We start from the raw sequence: 18,727 nt of genomic DNA on the forward strand, positions 1-18,727 counted from the left end.
TGACCGGTGGCGGTGATTGCGCGCCTGGCGTCGCGCGGACCAGAATGGATCCAGGTGCTCAAAACACCGTTGAATCAGTGGCCGCCGTCTGCGGTCATCTCGGAATGCCCGTTTACGGGCGAGATGGACCTTTCCGCGAGGAAGGTCGCACGTTGGTTTGACCGTGTTTTGACATCTCGCCCACCCGCTCATGGACGTCCCTCAACGTTGCTTATTGAAGGCCCTTCATCCGATGTTTTCACCGACCTCGCAAACCGCCGGCTTACTCGACTCCGGCGTCCTCGAGCGCTCCGTTGCTGCTCAGGCCTGGACCTACGGCTGGGCGATTTCCCGGGATACGCCAGCGCCGATCCAGCGGGCCGGATATTGGGAAGTCCGCGTCGGAAAGCCGGAGCAAACCACGCGATACGTCCTGCCGCATCTGGATCGCGAGGTCCTAAAGCAACTCGTTGCCGATGAGCCCGCGGCCGGCACCTGGCTGAAGGTCTGCGCGCCGCTGGAGAGCGTGTCGCCGTTGCTCTCCAAGGACTGGAAGATCCACGCGCCGGAGTTCCTGATGAGCGTCGCGCTCGCACGCAGCGCCGAGTCGCTCGCAGCGGGTTACCGCGTCCATATCGAACGGGTCGGCGCGCTGCTGCGGGCGACCGTCCTCACCGAGGACGGCGACCTTGCGGCGAGCGGTCAAGCCGCTCTCGACGGCGCCTTCGCCACCTTCGATCAGATCGTGACCGATGAAGCGCATCGGAGAAGGGGACTCGGACGGAGCGTGATGGCGGCGTTGACGAATGGCGCGCTCGATCACGGGGCACGGCACGGCGTGCTGGTGGCGACCGAGGCGGGCGCCGCGCTGTATGCCGTCTTGGGCTGGGCCACGGTGTCGCCGGTCACGGCGGCTTCGATGCCGGTGGAGTTGGGCTGAGCGTTTCGTACTGACTCGATCACGCGACAACGGCGCGCGGAATGAACCCTTGGTCCGTCAGCGCCTTGATCACGCCGCGCAGCAGCGTGCTGTTGCTGAATCCGATGGTGTACTGACGCGCCTCCCGATGGGTGGGCTGGAGCATCCCGTTCGCGAGCAACTTGCGAATCTGATAGGTGCGCTGAGCCGGTGAACTCTTCGGCATGGCGTCGGCGAGGTCTGCCGACCTCACGACCTTCCGGAGAACGGCAACCCTCAGAACGCTTTCCTCTTGCTCGGTGATCCATTGCCGTTCGCGCGCGTGGGCGATCGCAGGAAGCAGGATCTCGGCCGTGAGGTTCCGGTAATCGGCCAAACGGTCGACCTTGTTCAACTCGTCTCTCACACCAGTCAACACATAGGTGCACCACGTCTCGAGCGCGGCATCCGTCCCCTGGTCTGCCAACGAAAGCATCGCGTAGTACTTCTCCCGGTCAGCGCAGAACACCGCCGCTGGATTCAATAGACGTCCGTCCTCAGCGGTCATTCGGAATCCGTACTTGATGAGGAGCGCATAGGTGAAGAGGCGCACAACGCGGCCGTTGCCGTTTCCGAACGGATGGATCCAGGCAAAGCGATGGTGCGCGAGGGCCACCTTCATCAGGTCGTACTTGCGCTGGTCGTCCCGATTGACGAAGTCGACCAACTCTCCCATGTAGGCCCCGATCCGGACGGCATCCGGGGGCGCGTGCTCGGACATCGCGATGCCGACCGACCCGCTCCGGTAGGCCCCAGGCGTCTTGTCGCCTTCGCGCTCCAGTCCATCGACCGTCATCGCGTGAAGACCGCGGATGAAGTGTTGGCTCAGCGCGGAACCGGGCTCGAGCCCCGCGTCGATCTCGTCCATCGCATGCTCGATGTTGGCGATTTCCCGCAACGAGTCGATCTCTTGATCGGCACGTTGCAACGACGCAGGCCCCCCGAACTTGGTCTCCACGTAGTCCGCCAGCGTGGTGTGGTTGCCTTCGATGCGGGCGGAGGCGAGGCTCTCCAGCAGATGGAACACCTGCTTGAGTTGCATGAACACCATCGGCGGCGTCGTTCCGTTGAGCTGCAGTCGTCGCAGGTGTTCCAGGTCGGTGAGGACGTCCAGCAGCGGCGACGAGAAGCTGGGATTGAGGAGCCTCAGCGGATGGTCCAGAAAGGTCGCCATGTGTGGAGGAAGTGAAATGGGTGAATTCGATATGTTGAATTTGATGGGAATTCTTTAGTCGTGACAATAACTTGGCGATGTAGCCATCCCGCAGTAAGTTGAATCACGTCGGAGCGGATGTTGAATCGATGGACCTGTGCCAGTCGGATTCCGCTCTGTTTGACGAGCACCCAGAGCGTGTCCGAAGCACCTTTTGCCCTGCGCTGGTGATACAAGGTCGCGTTCATCGCTCCGCCGGCAGGCTGCCCCAGGCATCAATCCTGCTGCCCCGTCGCCGATGCCCTTGATCGACTCCTCCGCACCCCCCGACCCCCGCGCCGCCGACCTCCGCCGCATGAAGCTGGTCGCGCTGGGCTGCCTGCTGGCCTCGCTGGCCGGGTTGGCCGTCAGCCTCGTGATGGGGGCCCGGGGCCCCTGGGCTTGGCTCAAGGCCTTCTGCGAAGCCGCCGCGATCGGCGGGCTGGCCGACTGGTTCGCCGTCGTCGCGCTGTTCCGTCATCCACTGGGGCTGCCGATCCCGCACACCGCGCTCATCCCGCAGGGCAAGCACCGCATCGCCGACAGCCTGGCCGAGTTCGTCCGGGACAACTTCCTGCATCCCGAGGTGCTGCTCCAGAAGCTCGAGATCCTCAACCCCGCCGAGCGCCTCGGCCAGTGGCTGCGCGAGCCGGACAACCTCGCGCAGGTCACCGGCTCCGTCCGCGCCATGGCCATCGAGGGCATCTCGCTGCTTCACGAGCAGGCGGTGCGCCGCGCCATCGGCGAGTTCCTCGTCGCACGCGCGCTGTCCTGGAACGCCACCGCCACCGCCGCCTCGGTGCTGGACGTGCTGACCAAGTCGGGCCGTCACCAGGACGTGCTCGACGGCGCCTTGTCCAAGCTGCGCGACTACCTGGCCACGCCCGAGGTGCGGATGCTGGTCGCCGCGCGGCTGGTGAAGTTCGCCCGCGCGCAGTGGCCGAAGGCGACCTCCCTCGTCGACACGATCGCCAACGTCGACAAGATGGCCGACAGCCTGTCCGACAAGCTCGCGCTGCAACTGGTCGAGGAAGTGCAGACGGCGCTGTCGCAGCCCGATCACTCGGTGCGGCGGCAGTTCGATGACTGGATCCACGAATTCATCGAGCGCCTGCGCCAGGACCCGGAGTTCGCGCGCGAGGTGAACGCGATGAAGGACCGCGTCGTCCAGAGCGACGACGTCCGCGCCTACCTCGACGGCGTCTGGACCGAAGTCCGCGCCACCATCGAGCGCGACCTGCAGCGCGAGGACTCGGTGCTCATGCGGCACCTGGACCATTCGCTCGCCGGACTCGGCGACCGGCTGAGCCGGGACCCGTCGCTGGTGGAGGCGATCAACGCGCATGTGCTGTCGGCCGCGGGCCGCATGGTCGGCGGCATGCGCGAGGGCGTCACGCGCCACATCGCGTCGACGGTGAAGTCCTGGGACGACCGCAGCCTGGTCCGCCAGATCGAGCTGAGCGTCGGCCGCGACCTGCAGTTCATCCGCCTCAACGGCACGCTGGTGGGCGGCGTGATCGGGCTGCTGCTCTACGCGGTGACGGTGGTGATGCAGCGGTGAGGCGCCAAGCGTTGCCGATCATGCAACGGGCGTTGCGCAATCGGCAACGCCCGAGGGTGCTCACAACGCCTTCAAGAACACCACCAGGTCCTTCTTCTCCTGCTCGGTGAGCTGGGTCTCCAGCACCAGGTTGAAGAACTCCACCGAGTCCTCCAGCGTCAGCAGCCGGCCATCGTGCAGGTAGGGCGGCGAGTCCTTGATGCCGCGCAGCGGGAAGGTCTTGATCGGGCCATCCATGTTGGCCATGCGCCCATTGATCATCCTCGGCTTGAAGAAGCGCTCGGTCCGCAGGTTGTGCATCAGGTTGTCCGTGTAGTACGGCGGCGCGTGGCAGCTCGCGCAAGTCGCCTTGCCGAAGAACAGCTGCTGTCCGCGCAGTTCCTGCTGTGACGCCTTCCTCGGATCAAGCTTGCCGTCGATGCCCAGCTTCGGCGCCGGCGGGAAGTCCAGCAGGGCCTGGAACTCCGCCATGAAGTGCACCTGGCTGCCGCGCTCCAGCACGTTCACGCCCTTCTTCGTCGCGATCACCGGATCGCCGTCGAAGTAGGCGGCGCGTTGCTCGAACTCGGTGAAGTCCTCCACCGTCTTCAAGGCCCGCTGCGAGCCGAACAGCCGCTGGATGTTGACCCCGCGCAGCGTCGGCGTGTCGATCCGGTGCCGGAAGGGCTGCGGCCGGATGTCGCCGACCAGGTGCGTCGACGCGTTCGTGTGGCCGTTGGCATGACAGTCCAGGCACGCCACGCCGCGGCTGGGCTTCAGCGTGCGCCGGTCGTCGGTCTGGTTGAACTGCTGCTGCGGGAACGGCGTCACCAGCAGCCGCACGCCTTCCAGCTGCTTCGGATTCAGCACGCCGTTGAACAGCCGGAAGTAGTTGTTGATCGTCACCAGCTCCCCCTTGGACACGTCGCCCAGGTCGGGCCGCGTCGTCAGGAAGATCGGCGCTGGGAACTCCGGCAGGAAGTGGTCGGGCAGGTCGTAGTCCAGGTCGAAGCGCGTCAGGTCGCGGTCGATCTCCTGGCGCCGGATCTCGTCGATGTGGAACTTCGGGAAGACCATCCCGCCCTCGGGATGGTTCGGATGCGGCAGCGGCAGGAAACCCTTGGGGAAGAGGTCCTTGGCCTTGATGTCGTCCGGGCTCATCGCCGCCAGCTGCTCCCAGGTGACGCCGCGCGGCAGGCGGACCCGCACGCCGTCCTGGAGCGCCTTGCCCTTGGTCATCGTCGCGCCCGGGGAGGGCCGGTTGGCCAGGTCGTAGCGCTCGTTGAGCAGGTCCGCATGTTTCCGCGCCAGGCCGGGTTTCGCGGCGCTCATGCGCTTGACGACGCTGTCGAAATCCTCGGTGATGACGACCGGCATGTAGCTGGTCGGCGGGGCGGCGGTTTCGCCCATCGCGGTGTTCGTGGCCAGGGGCACGGAGGCCACCGCGGCGGCGGTGCCGAGCAGGGCCGGCCAATGCCAGCCCCCGCGGCGGGGTGCGCGTGAAGTCATGTCTTCTCCCTTTCCGGTGGACGGGGCGCCCGCGCCGGTCCCGCACGCGGCGGCAAGCGGGGTTCCCGGCCGCGACAGGAACCGCGCGATGGTGCGCCACCGCACACAGGGGCAAGGACTGACCCCAAGGAATGTGATCGCGGCCTCTTCGGGCCTTCGCGACACAGCCAGACAAGACCGTAGTCCATCGCATCGCCCGATCCAAATAGAACCTCGTGATGCATTCGATAGCCACCGCCTCGCTGCTGATTGATGTGTGAGCACCCTCTGTTGGAGCAGGAGGCTCCGCGGGAATTGGCCTTTCTCGACCATCGAACTGGATCCGCGGGTTCGGGAGACTGACCGCCTCCTCATTCCGATGGTCAGCCAATTCACGTCATGTCTCATCACTTTGTTCCCACGCCTGCCGTCCGACCGCTGGAACGGGCGGCTCCCACCCCCGACCCGGTGACCCGCGCCGCGCCAGGCCGCCGTCGGGACGACGAAGAGGCCGAAGCCACCGCGGAGTCTTCCGCACCGCCGACAGAGACTGCCGAGACTGGTGCAGCGCCCGCCGACGCGACCCCGGCCCCGAGCGCAGAGCTTGCAGCGCCAGTCGATGCGCCTGCCACCGCCGACACCGGCACTCCCGCCGACGAGAACGACCCGCTGCGAAGCAGCCGCTCCAGTGCGATGCTCGCGGCGGGCCTGGGCCTGCTGGGCGTTGCCGGCGCGGCAGCGGCGGGTGGGTCGGGCGGCGGGTCCAGCGCGACGACGCCGATCACCATTGATCCGCCAAAGCCGGAGCAGCCGAAGCCGGAAGAAAAACCGGATCCGAAGCCCGAGCCTCAACCCGATCCGAAGCCGGATCCGAAGCCTGAGCCTCAGCCAGACCCGAAGCCGGACCCGAAGCCTGAGCCTCAGCCAGACCCGAAGCCGGATCCGAAGCCTGAGCCTCAACCAGATCCGAAGCCGGATCCGAAGCCTGAGCCTCAGCCAGACCCGAAGCCGGACCCGAAACCCGAGCCTCAGCCTGATCCGAAGCCGGATCCAAAGCCCGAGCCCGAGCCTGATCCGAAGCCGGACCCGAAGCCTGAACCCGAGCCCGATCCGAAGCCGGATCCGAAGCCCGAACCCGAGCCCGATCCGAAGCCGGATCCGAAGCCCGAACCCGAGCCCGATCCGAAGCCGGACCCGAAGCCCGAACCCGAGCCTGATCCGAAGCCGGACCCGAAGCCCGAGCCGGACACCAAGCCGCCTGCCGCGCCGGTCCTGGCCCTGATGAACGACACCGGCACCAGCGGGTTCGACCGGGTGACCCGCGATGCGACCGTGCTGGTTTCCGGCCTTGAGCCCGACGCCAGCTGGCGCTATTCCTTGGACAACGGGCAGACCTGGCGGGACGGCAAGGACGGCGCGATCCCCGCATCGGCGTTCACGCACGACGGCGACTGGAAGGTGCTGGTGCGCCAGACCGATGCCGCCGGCAATCACAGCGAGGTGCAAGCGCTCGAATTCAAGCTGCTGACCTCGGCGGCCGCGCCGACGCTGCGGCTCAGCGAGGACACCGGCGCGACCGTCTTCGCGGATCCGGCCGGCATCTCCCTGCATGACGGGGTCACCCGCGACGCCACCGTGCTGGTGGGCAATCTGGACCCCAACGCGAAGTGGCAGTACAGCATGGACGGCCTGTCCTGGTTCGAAGGAAGAGATGGCCGCGTCGAGCCGGGATTCTTCGGCGACCACGACGGCGCCAAGATCGTCCATGTGCGTCAGCTCGACACGGCCGGCAACGTCAGCCAGATCGAGACGCTGCAGTTCGTCCTCGACACGAAAGCCGACGGTCCGACCGAGGTCCGCCTCGTCAACGACAGCGGCGTGAGCAGTACCGACTGGCTGACCAACGACGGGCGGCTCGAGCTGGTCCTGGCCCCGGGCAAGACCTTCAGCTACACCTTCGACACCGGCCACTGGGGCTCCGGTGGCGGCGCGGCCGGCAACATCGTGGCGATGCCCGCCGACCTCCCGGACGGGGCCCGCTGGGTGGAGTTCCGCGTGTACGACGGCGCCGGCAACGGGACGCTGCAGCGCGTCAACTTCAAGCTCGATCGCACGCCGCCGGCCAAGCTCGGCGCGACGCTGATCAATGACACCGGCGCCAGCGCCACCGACGGCATCACGCAGGACGCGACGATCCAGGTCACCGGGCTCACCGCGGGCAACCGCTGGCAGTACCGCATCGCGACCCGGGGCGATCAATGGTTCGATGGCGACGATTCGATGCGGATCGAGAACTCGGCCTATGGCGGCGACGGCTACAACTGGGTCGACATCGCGCAGGTCGACGCCGCCGGCAACCGCGGCGAGCTCACCCGCGTGCACTTCGAGCTCGACCGCGTCGTCCAGGCGCCGACGCTGTGGTTAAAGAACGATAGCGGCGCCAGCACCTCCGACTTCATCACCGCCGACGGCACGGTGGTCATCGGCGGTCTGGAGAACGGCGCGACCTGGTTGGCGAGCTTCAATGGCCAGCAATACACCGGCACGGCCGTCGGCGGCATCCATCCCACCGTGACGCCGCCGTCCAGCGATCACTTCATCTTCCGCGCCCGTCAGACGGACCTGGCCGGCAACGAGAGCGCGCTGTCGACGCCGCTGCGCGCTTTCGTGACCACGAAGGAGGACGCCGACGCGCGTCAGCCGGCGCTGCGATCGGGTGAGGGAGCGCTGCTGAGCGGCACCGATCGCCAGGACGATTTCCTGGTCGAGATCGGCGCCAACATCCGGCTGCTCACCGTCACCAACTTCTCGAGCGAGCAGCACGATGTCCTCGACCTGAGCCAGATCCTGACGCTGGGCGCCGGCGAGAAGATCGGGGACGCCGTGAGCAAGTGGAACCGGGGCGACGGGTGGCTGGGCGTCGAGCTGGCCATCACGGCCAACGGTGGCGAGCGGTACATGGTCGACCTGTGGAACCTTCCCGCCGCAGATCGCATCTTCATCCGCACCGGCGACGGGCTGCACGTCCTCTGAGCCCGGGACGGGCATGACCCCCGCGGCGAGCGCCGGCGTCCTCTAGACTCCGGCGCTCGTTCCGTTCCGGTCCGTTCCCTCGGTCCGGTTGGCCGCGTCCCCCGTCCTCGTGGAGTCCCTCATGCCCCGATACGTTGCCTTCCTCCGCGGAGTCAGCCCGATGAACGCGAAGATGCCGGACCTGATCCGCGCCTTCGAGGCCGCCGGCTTCACGCGCGTGAAGACGGTGATCTCCAGCGGCAACGTGGTGTTCGACCACGACGGCGCGCCGGTCGACGAGCTCGAGCGCCGTGCCGAGCAGGCGATGACGGACACACTGGGCAAGACCTTCGGCACGACGGTCCGCCCGGTCGAGCACCTGCGCCGGATCGTCGACGCCGACCACCATGCACCGTTCCAGCCGCCGTCCGCGGCCAAGCAGCTGATCACCTTCCTGAAGCGCCCGCACGAGTTGCCCGTCTCGCTGCCGCTCGAAGGCGAGGGCGCCGCGATCTGCAAGCTGGAGGGCGTCGAGGTCTACAGCCACTACCTGCCCAACGACAAGGGCCCGCTGTTCATGACCATGCTGGAGAAGACCTTCGGCAAGCAGATCACGACCCGCACCGTCGACACGGTGCGCAAGTGCATCAAGGCCTGAGGACAGATCGGGCGGCGCCGCTCAGGCCACGCAGGCCCGGTTCTTCCCGGTGCGCTTGGCCTCGTAGAGCGCCTCGTCGGCGCGGTCCAGCGCCTGCTCCATCGTCTCGCCCGCCCGGAACAGCGTCACGCCGGCCGAGAAGGTGACGAACACATCGCGCCCCTCGTGCATGAACAGGCTGGCCGACAGCGAGCGCTGCAGCCGCAGCAGCACCGCCTGCGCTTCCTCGAGCGGCGCCTCCGGCAGGATCAGCACGAACTCCTCGCCGCCCCAGCGCCCGACCTTGTCGCCGGGCCGCAGCAGCCCCGACACCCGCGCCGCCAGCGACTTCAGCGCCTCGTCGCCGGCCGCGTGGCCCAGGTTGTCGTTGAGCTTCTTGAAGTTGTCGATGTCCAGCAGCGCCAGCGCCAGCGGCTTGGGATCGCGCTCGAGCTTGGCGCGTTCGGTCTCGAAGGTCGCGATCAGGCCGCGCCGGTTGGCGATCTGCGTCAGCTGGTCGGTCTGGACCTCGCTGGAGAGCTTGCGCAGCTCGCCCTCGAGCTGCTCGACGCGCTCCGCCAGCTGGGCCGCGCGGTCGTGCTCCTCGCGCAGCCGGCCCTGCGTGGTCTGCACCAGCGACTGCACGCTGCGGCTCTCCTCGACCATCTCGCGCACCACGCCGGCCAGGCTTTCCAGCGAGTCGGCCTGCTCGATCACGGTGGCGTACTTGCCGACGCTGTCGCTGAAGCGGTCGGTGTGCTGGCCGAGCTCGCCCAGCTCCTGCAGCATCCGGTTGATCAGGCCCTTGAGCGCGTCGCGGGCGCGGCTGCGTTCCTCGCGCAGGCTGTGCTGGCGCTCGCGGGTGCTGTGCAGCAGCTCGCTGACCGAGCGCACGCTGCGCGCCGTCAAGCCCTGCGCCAGCGTCTGGCCCATCGCCTCGCACTGGCCCTGCGCCCAGGAGTCGTCCTCGGCCAGGTCGGCCAGGCTGCCTGTCAACTCACCGCAGAGCTTGCCCAGCTCGTTGAAGGCGTGGTTGCGATGGTCCAGCCAGCGCCGCGCGCGGATGCACAGCGCGTCCATCTGCGCGGCGCGCTCGGGCGTCGCGCCGTCGCGGACCAACTCGGCATGGGCCACGCCCAGCGCATCGATCAGTTCCTGCGCGCGCACGTCGTCCGCGGCGAGGGCATGCCGCACGGTGCCGTTCAGGTGGGTGCCGACCTCGGGCCACGACTGCAGGCCCGGGCCGGTGCCGGCGGACGCCGGGCCCGTCGTGCCCGTCGCGCTCGATGCGCCCGTCGAGCCCATCAGCGTGTCCAGCGAGCCGTAGCGGCCGCCCTCGGCCGACGCGGGCCGGCCGTCGTCGGCCGTATGCGGGTCCGCGGGCGGTTGCGCGCTTTCCTCGTCGGTGAAGAACTGCGTCGGCGTGCCTGCGCTGTCGTCGTCGAGCGCGTCCTCGCCGTCCTCGCTGGTCGACGCCGCGCCACCGCTCGCGGCCCCCAGGCCGACGGTCGACGGCAACTCATCCAGCGGCGCGGGCTGCGTCTCGACACGCGCGTCGCTGACATCCGAATCCCAGCTCGCCACCAGCTGCCGCAGCCGCAGCGTCAGCCGCTGCGGGTCGCTGCGATTGCTCTGCAGCACGCGCAGCACGCCGTCCTTCTTGCGCGCGAGCGTCCACTGCCGCCCGCCGCGTTCCAGGCCGCGCATCAGCCGCTCGATGAGCTGCGCCAGCTGCTCCGCCTGCGCGCCGGGGCCGTGCGTCTGCTGCAGCGCCTCCAGCGCGCGCTGCAGTTCGTCCCAGCGGCCTTCCTTGAGCTGCGTCGCGAAACCCTGGCGCTGCTGCGGATCGGGCACTGCCAGGCCCAGCAGCCGCGCCATCGAGGCCTGCGCGCGTTCGGGCATCTGCGTCGACGCGCCCCCGCGCACCGGCTCGCCGGCCTCCTGCGCGTAGGCACGGGCGTAGTTCTCGGGGGTCGGCTCCAGCTTGTCCAGCGCCAGCCGGCGCAGGGCCGCTTTTGCCAGGAGAGCGGGGGGCTGCTGCGGCATCGGTCGGGGCTCGGTGAAACGGGGGAGGGCGCTGGCGGCTCGCGGCACGCGACCGGATCAGCGCATCGGGCTTTCGTCGCCGACCTCGGTGGTCGGCAGGATCCAGGGCGCCTTGCGCGGCAGCACCGTCTGGGCCAGCCAGCGCTCGAGCTCGTCGGGCGGCAGCGGCTTGCTGAACAGGAAACCCTGCATCAGGCTGCAATCGAGCCGGCGCAGCACTTCCATCTGGCGCAGCGTCTCGACGCCCTCGGCGATCACCTGCAGGCCCAGCGAGCGCGCCAGCGCGATGATCGCGGTCACCACGGCGGAACTCTGCGGCGTGATGCCCAGGTCGCGCACGAAGCTGCGGTCGATCTTCACTTCCGAGATCGGCAGCGTCGTCAGGTAGGCCAGCGAGGAGTAGCCGGTGCCGAAGTCGTCGATCGAGATCTCGACGCCGACCTCGTTGAGCCGGTGCAGCGACGGGATGACGCTCTGCAGGTCCTTCATCAGGCCGGTCTCGGTGATCTCGAGCTGGATCGCGCGGTGCGGCACGCCCCACTGGCTGACGAACTGATGGATGTGCTCGACCAGGTCCGAGCGCTCGAACAGCCGGTTGGGCAGGTTCACCGCGATCGATTCGCTGAAGCCGAAATTCAGCTGCCAGACCTTGGCCTGGCGCGCGGCCTCGCGCAGCGCCCATTCGGACAGCGGCACGATCAGGCCGGTTTCCTCGGCCAGCGGGATGAACTCGCCGGGCGGCACCAGCTGGTTGCCGCGGCGCCAGCGCATCAGCGCCTCGGCGCCGACCATGCGGGCGGTGCGCACGTCGATCTTGGGCTGGTAATGCAGCACCAGCTCGTCGCGCTCGATCGCCTTGTGCAGCGCGGATTCGAGCTCCAGCTTCTCGCGCCCGCGGCCCGCCAGCATCGGCGAATACAGCGCCGACGCATTGCGGCCCTGGTTCTTGACCGCGTACATGGCCACGTCGGCGTTGCGCAGCAGGTCGGCCATGGTCAGGCCGTCGCGGGGGTAGAGCGCGATGCCGACCGACGCGGTCACGAAGCACTCCTGGCCGGCGATGAAGATCGGCTCGCGCAGCGCGTCCAGCACCCGGTCGGCGACGCGCTCGGCATCGCCTTCGTCGCCGACCTCGGGCAGCAGCGCCACGAACTCGTCGCCGCCCAGGCGGCCGACCGCCTCCAGCGTGCGGTGCGAGCGGGTGCCGACCGACTCCAGCATGCCTTCCATGACCTGGTCGCTGTGGCGCACGCAGGAGCGCAGGCGGCGGCCGACTTCCATCAGCAGGTCGTCGCCGGCGGCGTGGCCCAGCGTGTCGTTGATGACCTTGAAGCGGTCCAGGTCGATCAGCAGCAGGCCGACCTCATGGCCCATGCGTCGGCCGGCCTCGATGGCGCGCTCGGCGCGCCACATCAGCTGGCGGCGGTTGGGCAGGCCGGTGAGCGCGTCGAAGTTGGCCAGCTCGCGGATGCGGTCCTCCGCCATGCGGCGGTCGGTCACGTCCTGGATGACGCCGGTGTAGCCGCAGGCGTTGCCGTGCTCGTTGAACTCGGGCTCGGCCTCGATGTGGATGACGCGCTTGCGGCCGTCCAGCAGCGTGAAGGGCAGGTCGGTCACCAGCACCGAGTTGTGGGCCACGACGTCGCGCAGCAGCCGCATGAACAGCAGCCGCTCCTCGCGCGGCACCATGCGCATCACGCCGATGAAGTCCAGCGGATCGGCCGGCCCGCGGCCGAAGACGCGCAGCGCCTCGTTGGCCAGCTTGAAGCCGTGGCCGGTCTGCCACTCGAAGCTGCCCATGCGGGCCAGGTCCTGCGCGCGCGCCAGCTTGGACTTGCTGCGCTCCAGTTCCTGGCGGGTGCGCGAGCTGCGCAGCATGTAGCGCAGCCGGCCGGCCAGCAGCCGCCACTGCGTGGACTTGACGAAGAAGTCGGTCGCGCCGGCCTGGTAGGCGCGGTTGATCGAGGCCTCGTCGTCCAGGCCGGTCAGCATCAGGATGGGGGCGTTCTCGAAGCCGGGCAGGGCGCGCAGGCGCTCGCAGGTCTCGAAGCCGTCCAGGTCGGGCATCAGCGCGTCCAGCACGATGAGCTCGGGCGTCCACTGGGTGACCAGCTGCAGCGCCTGCTGGCCGCCGGTCAGCGCGGTGACCTCGAAGCCGTGCTCCTGCAGCGCGGCCTCGATCAGCATCAGGTTGACCGGGTCGTCGTCGACCAGCAGGACGCGTGGCCGTTCGATCAGTTCGCCTTCCTTCACGACGCGGCTCATCGCTGGGCTTGCACCAGTTGCTGCATCGCCAGCCGGGCGGCGGCGATGTCGTCCAGGGCGATGCCGATCAGGTCGGCCAGGCCGTCCTCGTGCCCGGCACGGGCCAGGCCTTCGATCTCGGCGCAGCGCTGGGACAGCACCGCGGCGCCCAGGCTGGCCGCGGCGGATTTCAGCGTGTGCGCCACGTGGCGCAGGCCGTTGAGGTCGCGCGGCGCGTCGCGGCCCTGCGCGAGCACCTGTTCCTGCTGGTCCAGCGATTTCAGGAAGGCGGCCACGACACGCTCCAGCAGATGGTTCACGCCCTCCGGGTCCAACTCGCGCAGACGGGCGAGGGCCTGGTCGTCCAGCACGGCGGGTTCGGGCTGAGTCCGGGAGGGCATGGTCGTGGCGTGGTCCGGTGACATCTTCTGATCATGGCGCCGCATGGACGTTCCACGCGGAGTTGCGGGCCATTGTCGTTCACCAGGAGGATGGAGTCGTGGGAAAAAGCCGTCAATTCTGGTGTTCTTGGGGCTGTCGCTCGGGGTAAGTCCCGGGTCCGGTGTGGCGCCGGCGCCTCCGCGCCGGGATGGTGCGCTGGTGAATCCTCGGTGAGTGGCTGGTGAGGCCTACATACAATGGCCCGCATGAACAGGTTGGGGGACGCCGCCGCTCGTCGTCGGCCATGGAAGGGTGCCGCGCTGGCCTTGGGGCTGGCGGTCGTGGCCCTGCTCCTGCTGCTGGCGTTGAACCTCGAGCCGTCGGGACCCGGCCTGGTGCTGACCGCCGTGATGGCGGGCGCGGCGCTGATGATCTTCGTCGCCGCGCTGACCTGGCACCTCGCGGTGCGCTTGGCGCGCGCCCAGTTCGGCGAGCTGCTGCGCGAGAGCCGCCAGCAGGCCCAGGCGCTGACGCAGCTGCAGCCCGACTGGCTCTGGCAGACCGACGCGCAGCATCACCTGGTGCGCTGGCAGGCGTCGACCGGCGCGCCGGCGTCGAGCTGGGCCGGCACGGCGGTGAACGGCGCGGTGACGCAGCGGCTGTGGGAGCGCTTCGAGCCGCTGGCCGGCGCGGATGGCGCGGACGGCGTGCCGCAGGACGTGCGCGCCCGGGTCGAGCCGGGTTACTCCTTTGAAGGGCTGCGCGTCGTCGACGCCCAGGGACGGCGCTGGGAACTCCGCGCGCAGGCGACGACCGATGCTGCCGGCCGCTTCGCCGGCTTCCTGGGCGCGGCCCGGGCGCTGGACGAGGCGCCGCCGGCTGTCGACACCGACACCGCCGCGGCCACCGCGCCCGCTCCGGGCGCCACCGACTGGCTCCAGGCCTTGCCCGGTCCCGCCTGGCTGCTCAGCGGCGACGATGGCGCCTCGACCCGCCTGATCGATGTCAACGACGCGGCCCTGCAGATGATGGGCGGCTCGGAGGCGCGGGGCCAGCTCTGGCGCGCCTGCGAGGAACGGCTGCCCGAGGAACTGCGCCAGGCGCTGGCGCAGCCGGACCTCCAGTCGGGCAGCGCCTGCGGCGCCTGGTGGCTGTGCCTGACGGCGCTGCCGCATGGCGGCGGCACGCTGCTCAGCCTGTGGCCGCAGGGCGCGGCGGAGACGGTGCCCGCGGCGCTGGCGATGCAGGCCGCGGAGCAGGCGCGCGCGGACCAGGCCTCGTTCAGCTACACCGTGTCGCACGACCTGCGCGCGCCGCTGCGCGTGGTCGAGGGCTTCACCCGCATCCTCAAGGAAGACTACGGCCGGTTGCTGGACCGCGCCGGCAACGACCACCTCGATCGCGTGCTGGGCGCCTCGGCACGCATGCACAGCATGATCGACTCGCTGCTGGCCCTGTCCCACCTGTCCTCGCAGGCGCTGCGGCATGAGACGGTGGACCTGTCGCTGCTGGCCGGGCAGGTGGTGGACGAACTGCGCCGCGCGTCGCCGGGGCGCGAGGTCGAGGTCGAGGTGCAGCCCGGCCTGCGGGTGCAGGGCGATCCGACGCTGTTGCGCATGGTGCTGGAGAACCTGCTGGGCAACGCCTGGAAGTACAGCGGCAAGCGCGAGCATGCGGTGATCCGCTTCGAGGCCGAGCAGCGCCAGGGCGAGCGCGTCTTCGCCGTCAGCGACAACGGCGCCGGCTTCGACATGCGTTTCGCGGACCGCCTGTTCGGCGTCTTCCAGCGCCTGCACAGCGCGAGCGACTTCCAGGGCACCGGCGTGGGCCTGGCTTCGGCGCGACGCATCGTGCGCCGGCACGGCGGCGACATCTGGGCCGAATCCGAGGTCGGGCAGGGCGCCCGCTTCTACTTCACCTTGCCGAGCTGAGACCGGTCCGCGCGCTTGCGCCGCGGGCCGCGTGGCGGTCCGAAGGCCATCAACTGCCGAGCGCGAGCTGCTCGACCGCCTCGACGACGCGGCGCGCCTGTTCGCCGAGCTCGATGCGCTGCTCGGCGGCCATGCGCTCCAGTCGCGCCAGCGCCTGCGCGCGGGTCAACGAATAGCGGTGCATCAGCACGCCCAGCGCCATTGCCTCGACCACCGCCAACGCCGAGGCCGGCTCCAGTGCCGGTGCGGGCGGCGCCGCGTCGGCGCGGGCGGGCCGGTTGGCGAAGGCGGCCTCCACGGCGGGGACGATCTGGTGGATGTCCAGCGGCTTGACCAGATAGGCCAGCGCGCCCAGTTCCTTGACCTTGGCGACGGTGGCCTCGTCGGCGAAGGCCGAGAGGAACATGAAGGGCAGCTGCAGGTAGTCGCGCAGGTAGCCGGCCACGTCGAAGCCGGTCATGCCTTCCATGCGGATGTCGAGCAGGGCGAGGTCGGGGCGGTGCTGTCTGGCGATGAGGATGGCGTCGTCGCCGTTGTCGGCGTCCAGGACCTCATAACCGGCCTGGGCCAGGCCATGCGTCAGGGTGGCGAGCACCAGCCGGTCGTCGTCCACGACCAGGATGCGGCCCTTGCCGCTCGCGCCCACGTCCTTGCTCACGCTGTCCACGCTGCTCCCGAATCCAAGGCATCCCCGAGGGGTGACCGGGGATTGTCACCGAAATGCCGCGCATGCCCCGCGCGGCGGGCTGGCCCGGTTGCGAGTCGTCACAAGGCCTCGAGCAACTGCACCCCCGGCGGCCACAGACTGAGCTCGCACACCACCTGCTCGCCGTCCTGTGTCAGGCCCAGCAGCGCGCTGCGGCGCGGCAGCAGCGCGCGCACCAGGCCCAGGCCCGAGACGCCGCCCCGCACCTGCGCCAGGTCGAAGCCCGGCGGCAGCCGCCCGGTGTTGACGATGCGCAGCACCACCTGTTCCGGATCGAAGCGCAGCTCGCAGCGCACCGGCGCGTCGCCGCCATGCTTGACCGCGTTGGTGAACAGCTCGTTGAGCGTCAGCGCGATCGGGATGGCCTCGGCCTCGGGCAGGCCCCAGCGGTGCGACTGCTCGGCCATCGCGCCGTCGACCTCGACCAGGATCTCCCGGCCCGACATCCGCTGCACCGAGCCCATCACCGCCTCGACCACCTTGCGCAGGCGCAGCGGACCCGACATGCCGACCTGCAGCCCGTAGACCTGCGCGATCGCCTGGACCTGGCCGACCGCCTCGTTGATCACCGCCTTGACCTCCGGGCGCCGCGCCGCGATCTGCTGCAGCAGCCCGGCCACGCCCTGGAGGTTGTTCTTGATGCGGTGGTGGACCTCGCGCACCAGCAGCTCGCGCTGCGCGATCGCCGCCTCCAGCCGGGCCGCCTCCTGCGCGCGCTGCTGCGTCACGTCGCTGGCGACCAGCAGCAGCTGCTCCGGCTCGAGCTCGCCGCTGGCATCGTTGACGCCCGCCAGGTGCAGCAGCCGCGCATCCCAGATCCGCGCCTGCCCGCGCACCGTCAGCCGGTATTCACGCTGCAGCACCTCGCTGCTCTGCAGCGCGAACTCCATGTCGGCGCGGATCGTCTCGGCCTCGTCGCCGCCGCCGAAGAGCGCCTCCAGGCTCGCGCCCAGCAGTTCCTCCTCGGGCCGGCCGGCCAGCGCCGCGGCCGCCTGGTTGATCTGGCGCACCTGCAGCGTGCGGGCGTCGTGCAGGCTGATGGCGATCGGCGCGGCCTCGATGATCCGGTGCAGCGAGGCCTGCGCCTGCAGGCTCTGCGCCTCGGCCTGGCGGCGGCGCTCGATGTCCAGCAGCGCATAGGTCAGCTGCCGCGAGCCGTCCGGCCCCATCGTCGCCACCGCGTTGCCGACCACCCAGAACTCGCGGCCGTCGCGCGCGACGACGCGGCATTCGAAGGTCTCGGCCTGGCCCTCGGGCAGGTCGTCCAGGTAATGCGTCTGGCGGAAAGGATGGTCGGGCGCTTCGGTCGCGACGCTGCTGATCGGCTGGCCGGCGAACTCCGGCAGGTCACCGCCGAACATGCGCCGCGCCGAGCGGTTCATCCACTCGATCCCGTGCCGGCCCACCGTCACGATGCCCACCAGCACCGAGTCCAGCACCGCGCGTTCGCGCTCGGTCTGCAGCTGGAGGGAGTGCTGCAGCAGCTCGTTGCGTTCCTGCGCCTGCTGGTGGTCGGTGATGTCGACGGTCAGCACCGAGGTCGTTTTCTGGCCGGAAGCCAGCTGGCCGATCTCCACGCGGGTCATCAGCCAGCGCAGCCCGTGCTCAGGGTGCCGCACCGCGTAGCGCGCCACCGTCGGCGTGGCCTGCTTGAGCGCGAGCTGCAGCTTCTCGTACTCGGCGCGCGAGTCGGGCTCGACCATCTCGCGGTTGACGCCCTGCAGCGAGGGGGCCTGTTTCGGGGTGTCCTCGCCGGGCGAGGATGGCGGCGGCGGCGCGCCGGTGCCCGGCCGCGACCAGCCGGCTTCCGGCTGGAAGGTCGCCAGGCCGACGCCGGCCGTGTCCATCAGCGTCTGCAGCTGTTGCTGCGCGAGTTCCAGGTCCTGTTCGGCGCTGCGGTCCTCCAGCATCACCAGCGTGCGCGGGCGCGACCATGGGCCGCTCAAGCGCCGCGCGCGCACGCGGATCCAGCGCCGGCGGTCGCCGGGCGGCGCCAGCAGGGCGTTGCGATGGGATTCCTGGCCCGACTCGGGCGCTTTGGCATGCAGCAAGTCGCGCCACTCGGGGGGCAACTCGTGCAGGCTGATCGGCATCTGCGGGCTCAGGCGCCGGCACAGTGCGGTGAACGCGGCGTTGAAGCGCAGCAGCAGGCCCTGGTCGTCATGCATCAGTGCCGGCAGCGGGCACAGGTCCAGCCACTGGTCGATCTCCGACTGCATGCGCTCGGCGCGTTCGCGCGCGGCCAGTTCGGTGCTGTGATCCTGGAGCAGCGCCAGGCCCAGGTCGCCCTCGAGCGGATGCACCCAGGCCTGCAGCAGGTGCTCGCGGCCCTGGTCGTCGACCAGGCGCAGCTCCTGCGCCATGCCGCTGGGCAGCAGGCGCTGGCCCTGCAGCGAGACCTCGCCCATCAGGCCCTGCAGCTGCGCGTTGGTGAGCAGCACCTGGCCCTTGGCGTCGAGCACGAAGGCGGGCCAGGGGCCGTCCCAGAGCCCGGCGAGCAGGCCGGGCACGTCCTGCCCGCGCGCCGTGAGCAGCGCGCGCAGGGCGTCGAGGTCGGGGGAGGCGAGGGGGAGTTGGGGCGACACGGGGCGAGTTTAGAAGACCCTCACCCCG

12 protein-coding genes are annotated in these 18,727 nt (G+C 69.7%); 5 read left to right on the forward strand and 7 right to left on the reverse strand.

Annotation, left to right across the window (positions count from 1 at the left end):
* Positions 1 to 232 precede the first annotated feature (232 nt).
* On the forward strand, positions 233 to 919 hold the full coding sequence (locus BM393_RS04120; RefSeq protein WP_091722444.1) for a GNAT family N-acetyltransferase: 687 nt from the start codon (positions 233 to 235) through the stop codon (positions 917 to 919).
* 19 nt (positions 920 to 938) lie between these two features.
* Here the strand turns inward: BM393_RS04120 and BM393_RS04125 are convergent, their stop codons facing one another.
* A complete protein-coding gene (locus tag BM393_RS04125; protein ID WP_091722448.1) occupies positions 939 to 2,111 on the reverse strand; it encodes a Fic family protein in 1,173 nt (390 codons plus the stop codon).
* A gap of 334 nt (positions 2,112 to 2,445) precedes the next feature.
* Here BM393_RS04125 and BM393_RS04130 point away from each other — a divergent pair, with 334 nt between their 5' ends.
* Positions 2,446 to 3,690 (forward strand): DUF445 domain-containing protein, encoded by a 1,245-nt coding sequence (locus BM393_RS04130; protein ID WP_175538182.1) that lies wholly within the window; start codon positions 2,446 to 2,448, stop codon positions 3,688 to 3,690.
* Positions 3,691 to 3,750: 60 nt separating this feature from the next.
* On the opposite strand, the gene BM393_RS04135 is transcribed toward BM393_RS04130, so the two are convergent.
* A complete protein-coding gene (locus BM393_RS04135; RefSeq protein WP_217648382.1) occupies positions 3,751 to 5,178 on the reverse strand; it encodes a hypothetical protein in 1,428 nt (475 codons plus the stop codon).
* Positions 5,179 to 5,625: 447 nt separating this feature from the next.
* On the opposite strand from BM393_RS04135, the gene BM393_RS25085 reads away from it, so the two are divergent.
* Both BM393_RS25085 and BM393_RS04145 read left to right on the forward strand, forming a co-directional pair.
* Positions 5,626 to 8,190, forward strand: coding sequence for an Ig-like domain-containing protein (locus BM393_RS25085; RefSeq protein ID WP_217648383.1), 2,565 nt, complete (start codon positions 5,626 to 5,628; stop codon positions 8,188 to 8,190).
* A 121-nt stretch (positions 8,191 to 8,311) separates the two neighbouring features.
* On the forward strand, positions 8,312 to 8,827 hold the full coding sequence (locus BM393_RS04145) for a DUF1697 domain-containing protein (protein ID WP_091722456.1): 516 nt from the start codon (positions 8,312 to 8,314) through the stop codon (positions 8,825 to 8,827).
* 21 nt (positions 8,828 to 8,848) lie between these two features.
* On the opposite strand, the gene BM393_RS26055 is transcribed toward BM393_RS04145, so the two are convergent.
* Genes BM393_RS26055 through BM393_RS04160 form a run of 3 tightly spaced genes read right to left on the reverse strand, consistent with a single transcriptional unit; the run spans position 8,849 to position 13,497 of the window.
* Positions 8,849 to 10,852, reverse strand: coding sequence for a diguanylate cyclase (locus tag BM393_RS26055; RefSeq protein WP_254783198.1), 2,004 nt, complete (start codon positions 10,850 to 10,852; stop codon positions 8,849 to 8,851).
* 57 nt (positions 10,853 to 10,909) lie between these two features.
* Positions 10,910 to 13,117 (reverse strand): bifunctional diguanylate cyclase/phosphodiesterase, encoded by a 2,208-nt coding sequence (locus tag BM393_RS04155; RefSeq protein ID WP_091722460.1) that lies wholly within the window; start codon positions 13,115 to 13,117, stop codon positions 10,910 to 10,912.
* Positions 13,114 to 13,497, reverse strand: coding sequence for an Hpt domain-containing protein (locus BM393_RS04160; protein ID WP_254783199.1), 384 nt, complete (start codon positions 13,495 to 13,497; stop codon positions 13,114 to 13,116). The genes BM393_RS04155 and BM393_RS04160 overlap by 4 nt, the downstream gene beginning before the upstream one ends.
* Positions 13,498 to 13,743: 246 nt before the next feature.
* On the opposite strand from BM393_RS04160, the gene BM393_RS04165 reads away from it, so the two are divergent.
* The gene (locus tag BM393_RS04165; protein WP_141225217.1) at positions 13,744 to 15,408 is read left to right on the forward strand and encodes an ATP-binding protein; all 1,665 of its coding nucleotides are present in this window, start codon (positions 13,744 to 13,746) and stop codon (positions 15,406 to 15,408) included.
* A gap of 49 nt (positions 15,409 to 15,457) precedes the next feature.
* Here the strand turns inward: BM393_RS04165 and BM393_RS04170 are convergent, their stop codons facing one another.
* A complete protein-coding gene (locus BM393_RS04170) occupies positions 15,458 to 16,075 on the reverse strand; it encodes a response regulator (RefSeq protein ID WP_254783200.1) in 618 nt (205 codons plus the stop codon).
* Between the two features lie 98 nt (positions 16,076 to 16,173).
* Positions 16,174 to 18,699 carry a sensor histidine kinase gene (locus BM393_RS04175; protein WP_091722470.1) on the reverse strand — a complete coding sequence of 842 codons (2,526 nt, stop codon included), beginning with the start codon at positions 18,697 to 18,699 and terminating at the stop codon, positions 16,174 to 16,176.
* Positions 18,700 to 18,727: the final 28 nt, after the last annotated feature.

This window comes from Mitsuaria sp. PDC51 (assembly GCF_900113225.1).
Classification (GTDB): Bacteria; Pseudomonadota; Gammaproteobacteria; order Burkholderiales; family Burkholderiaceae_C; genus Roseateles.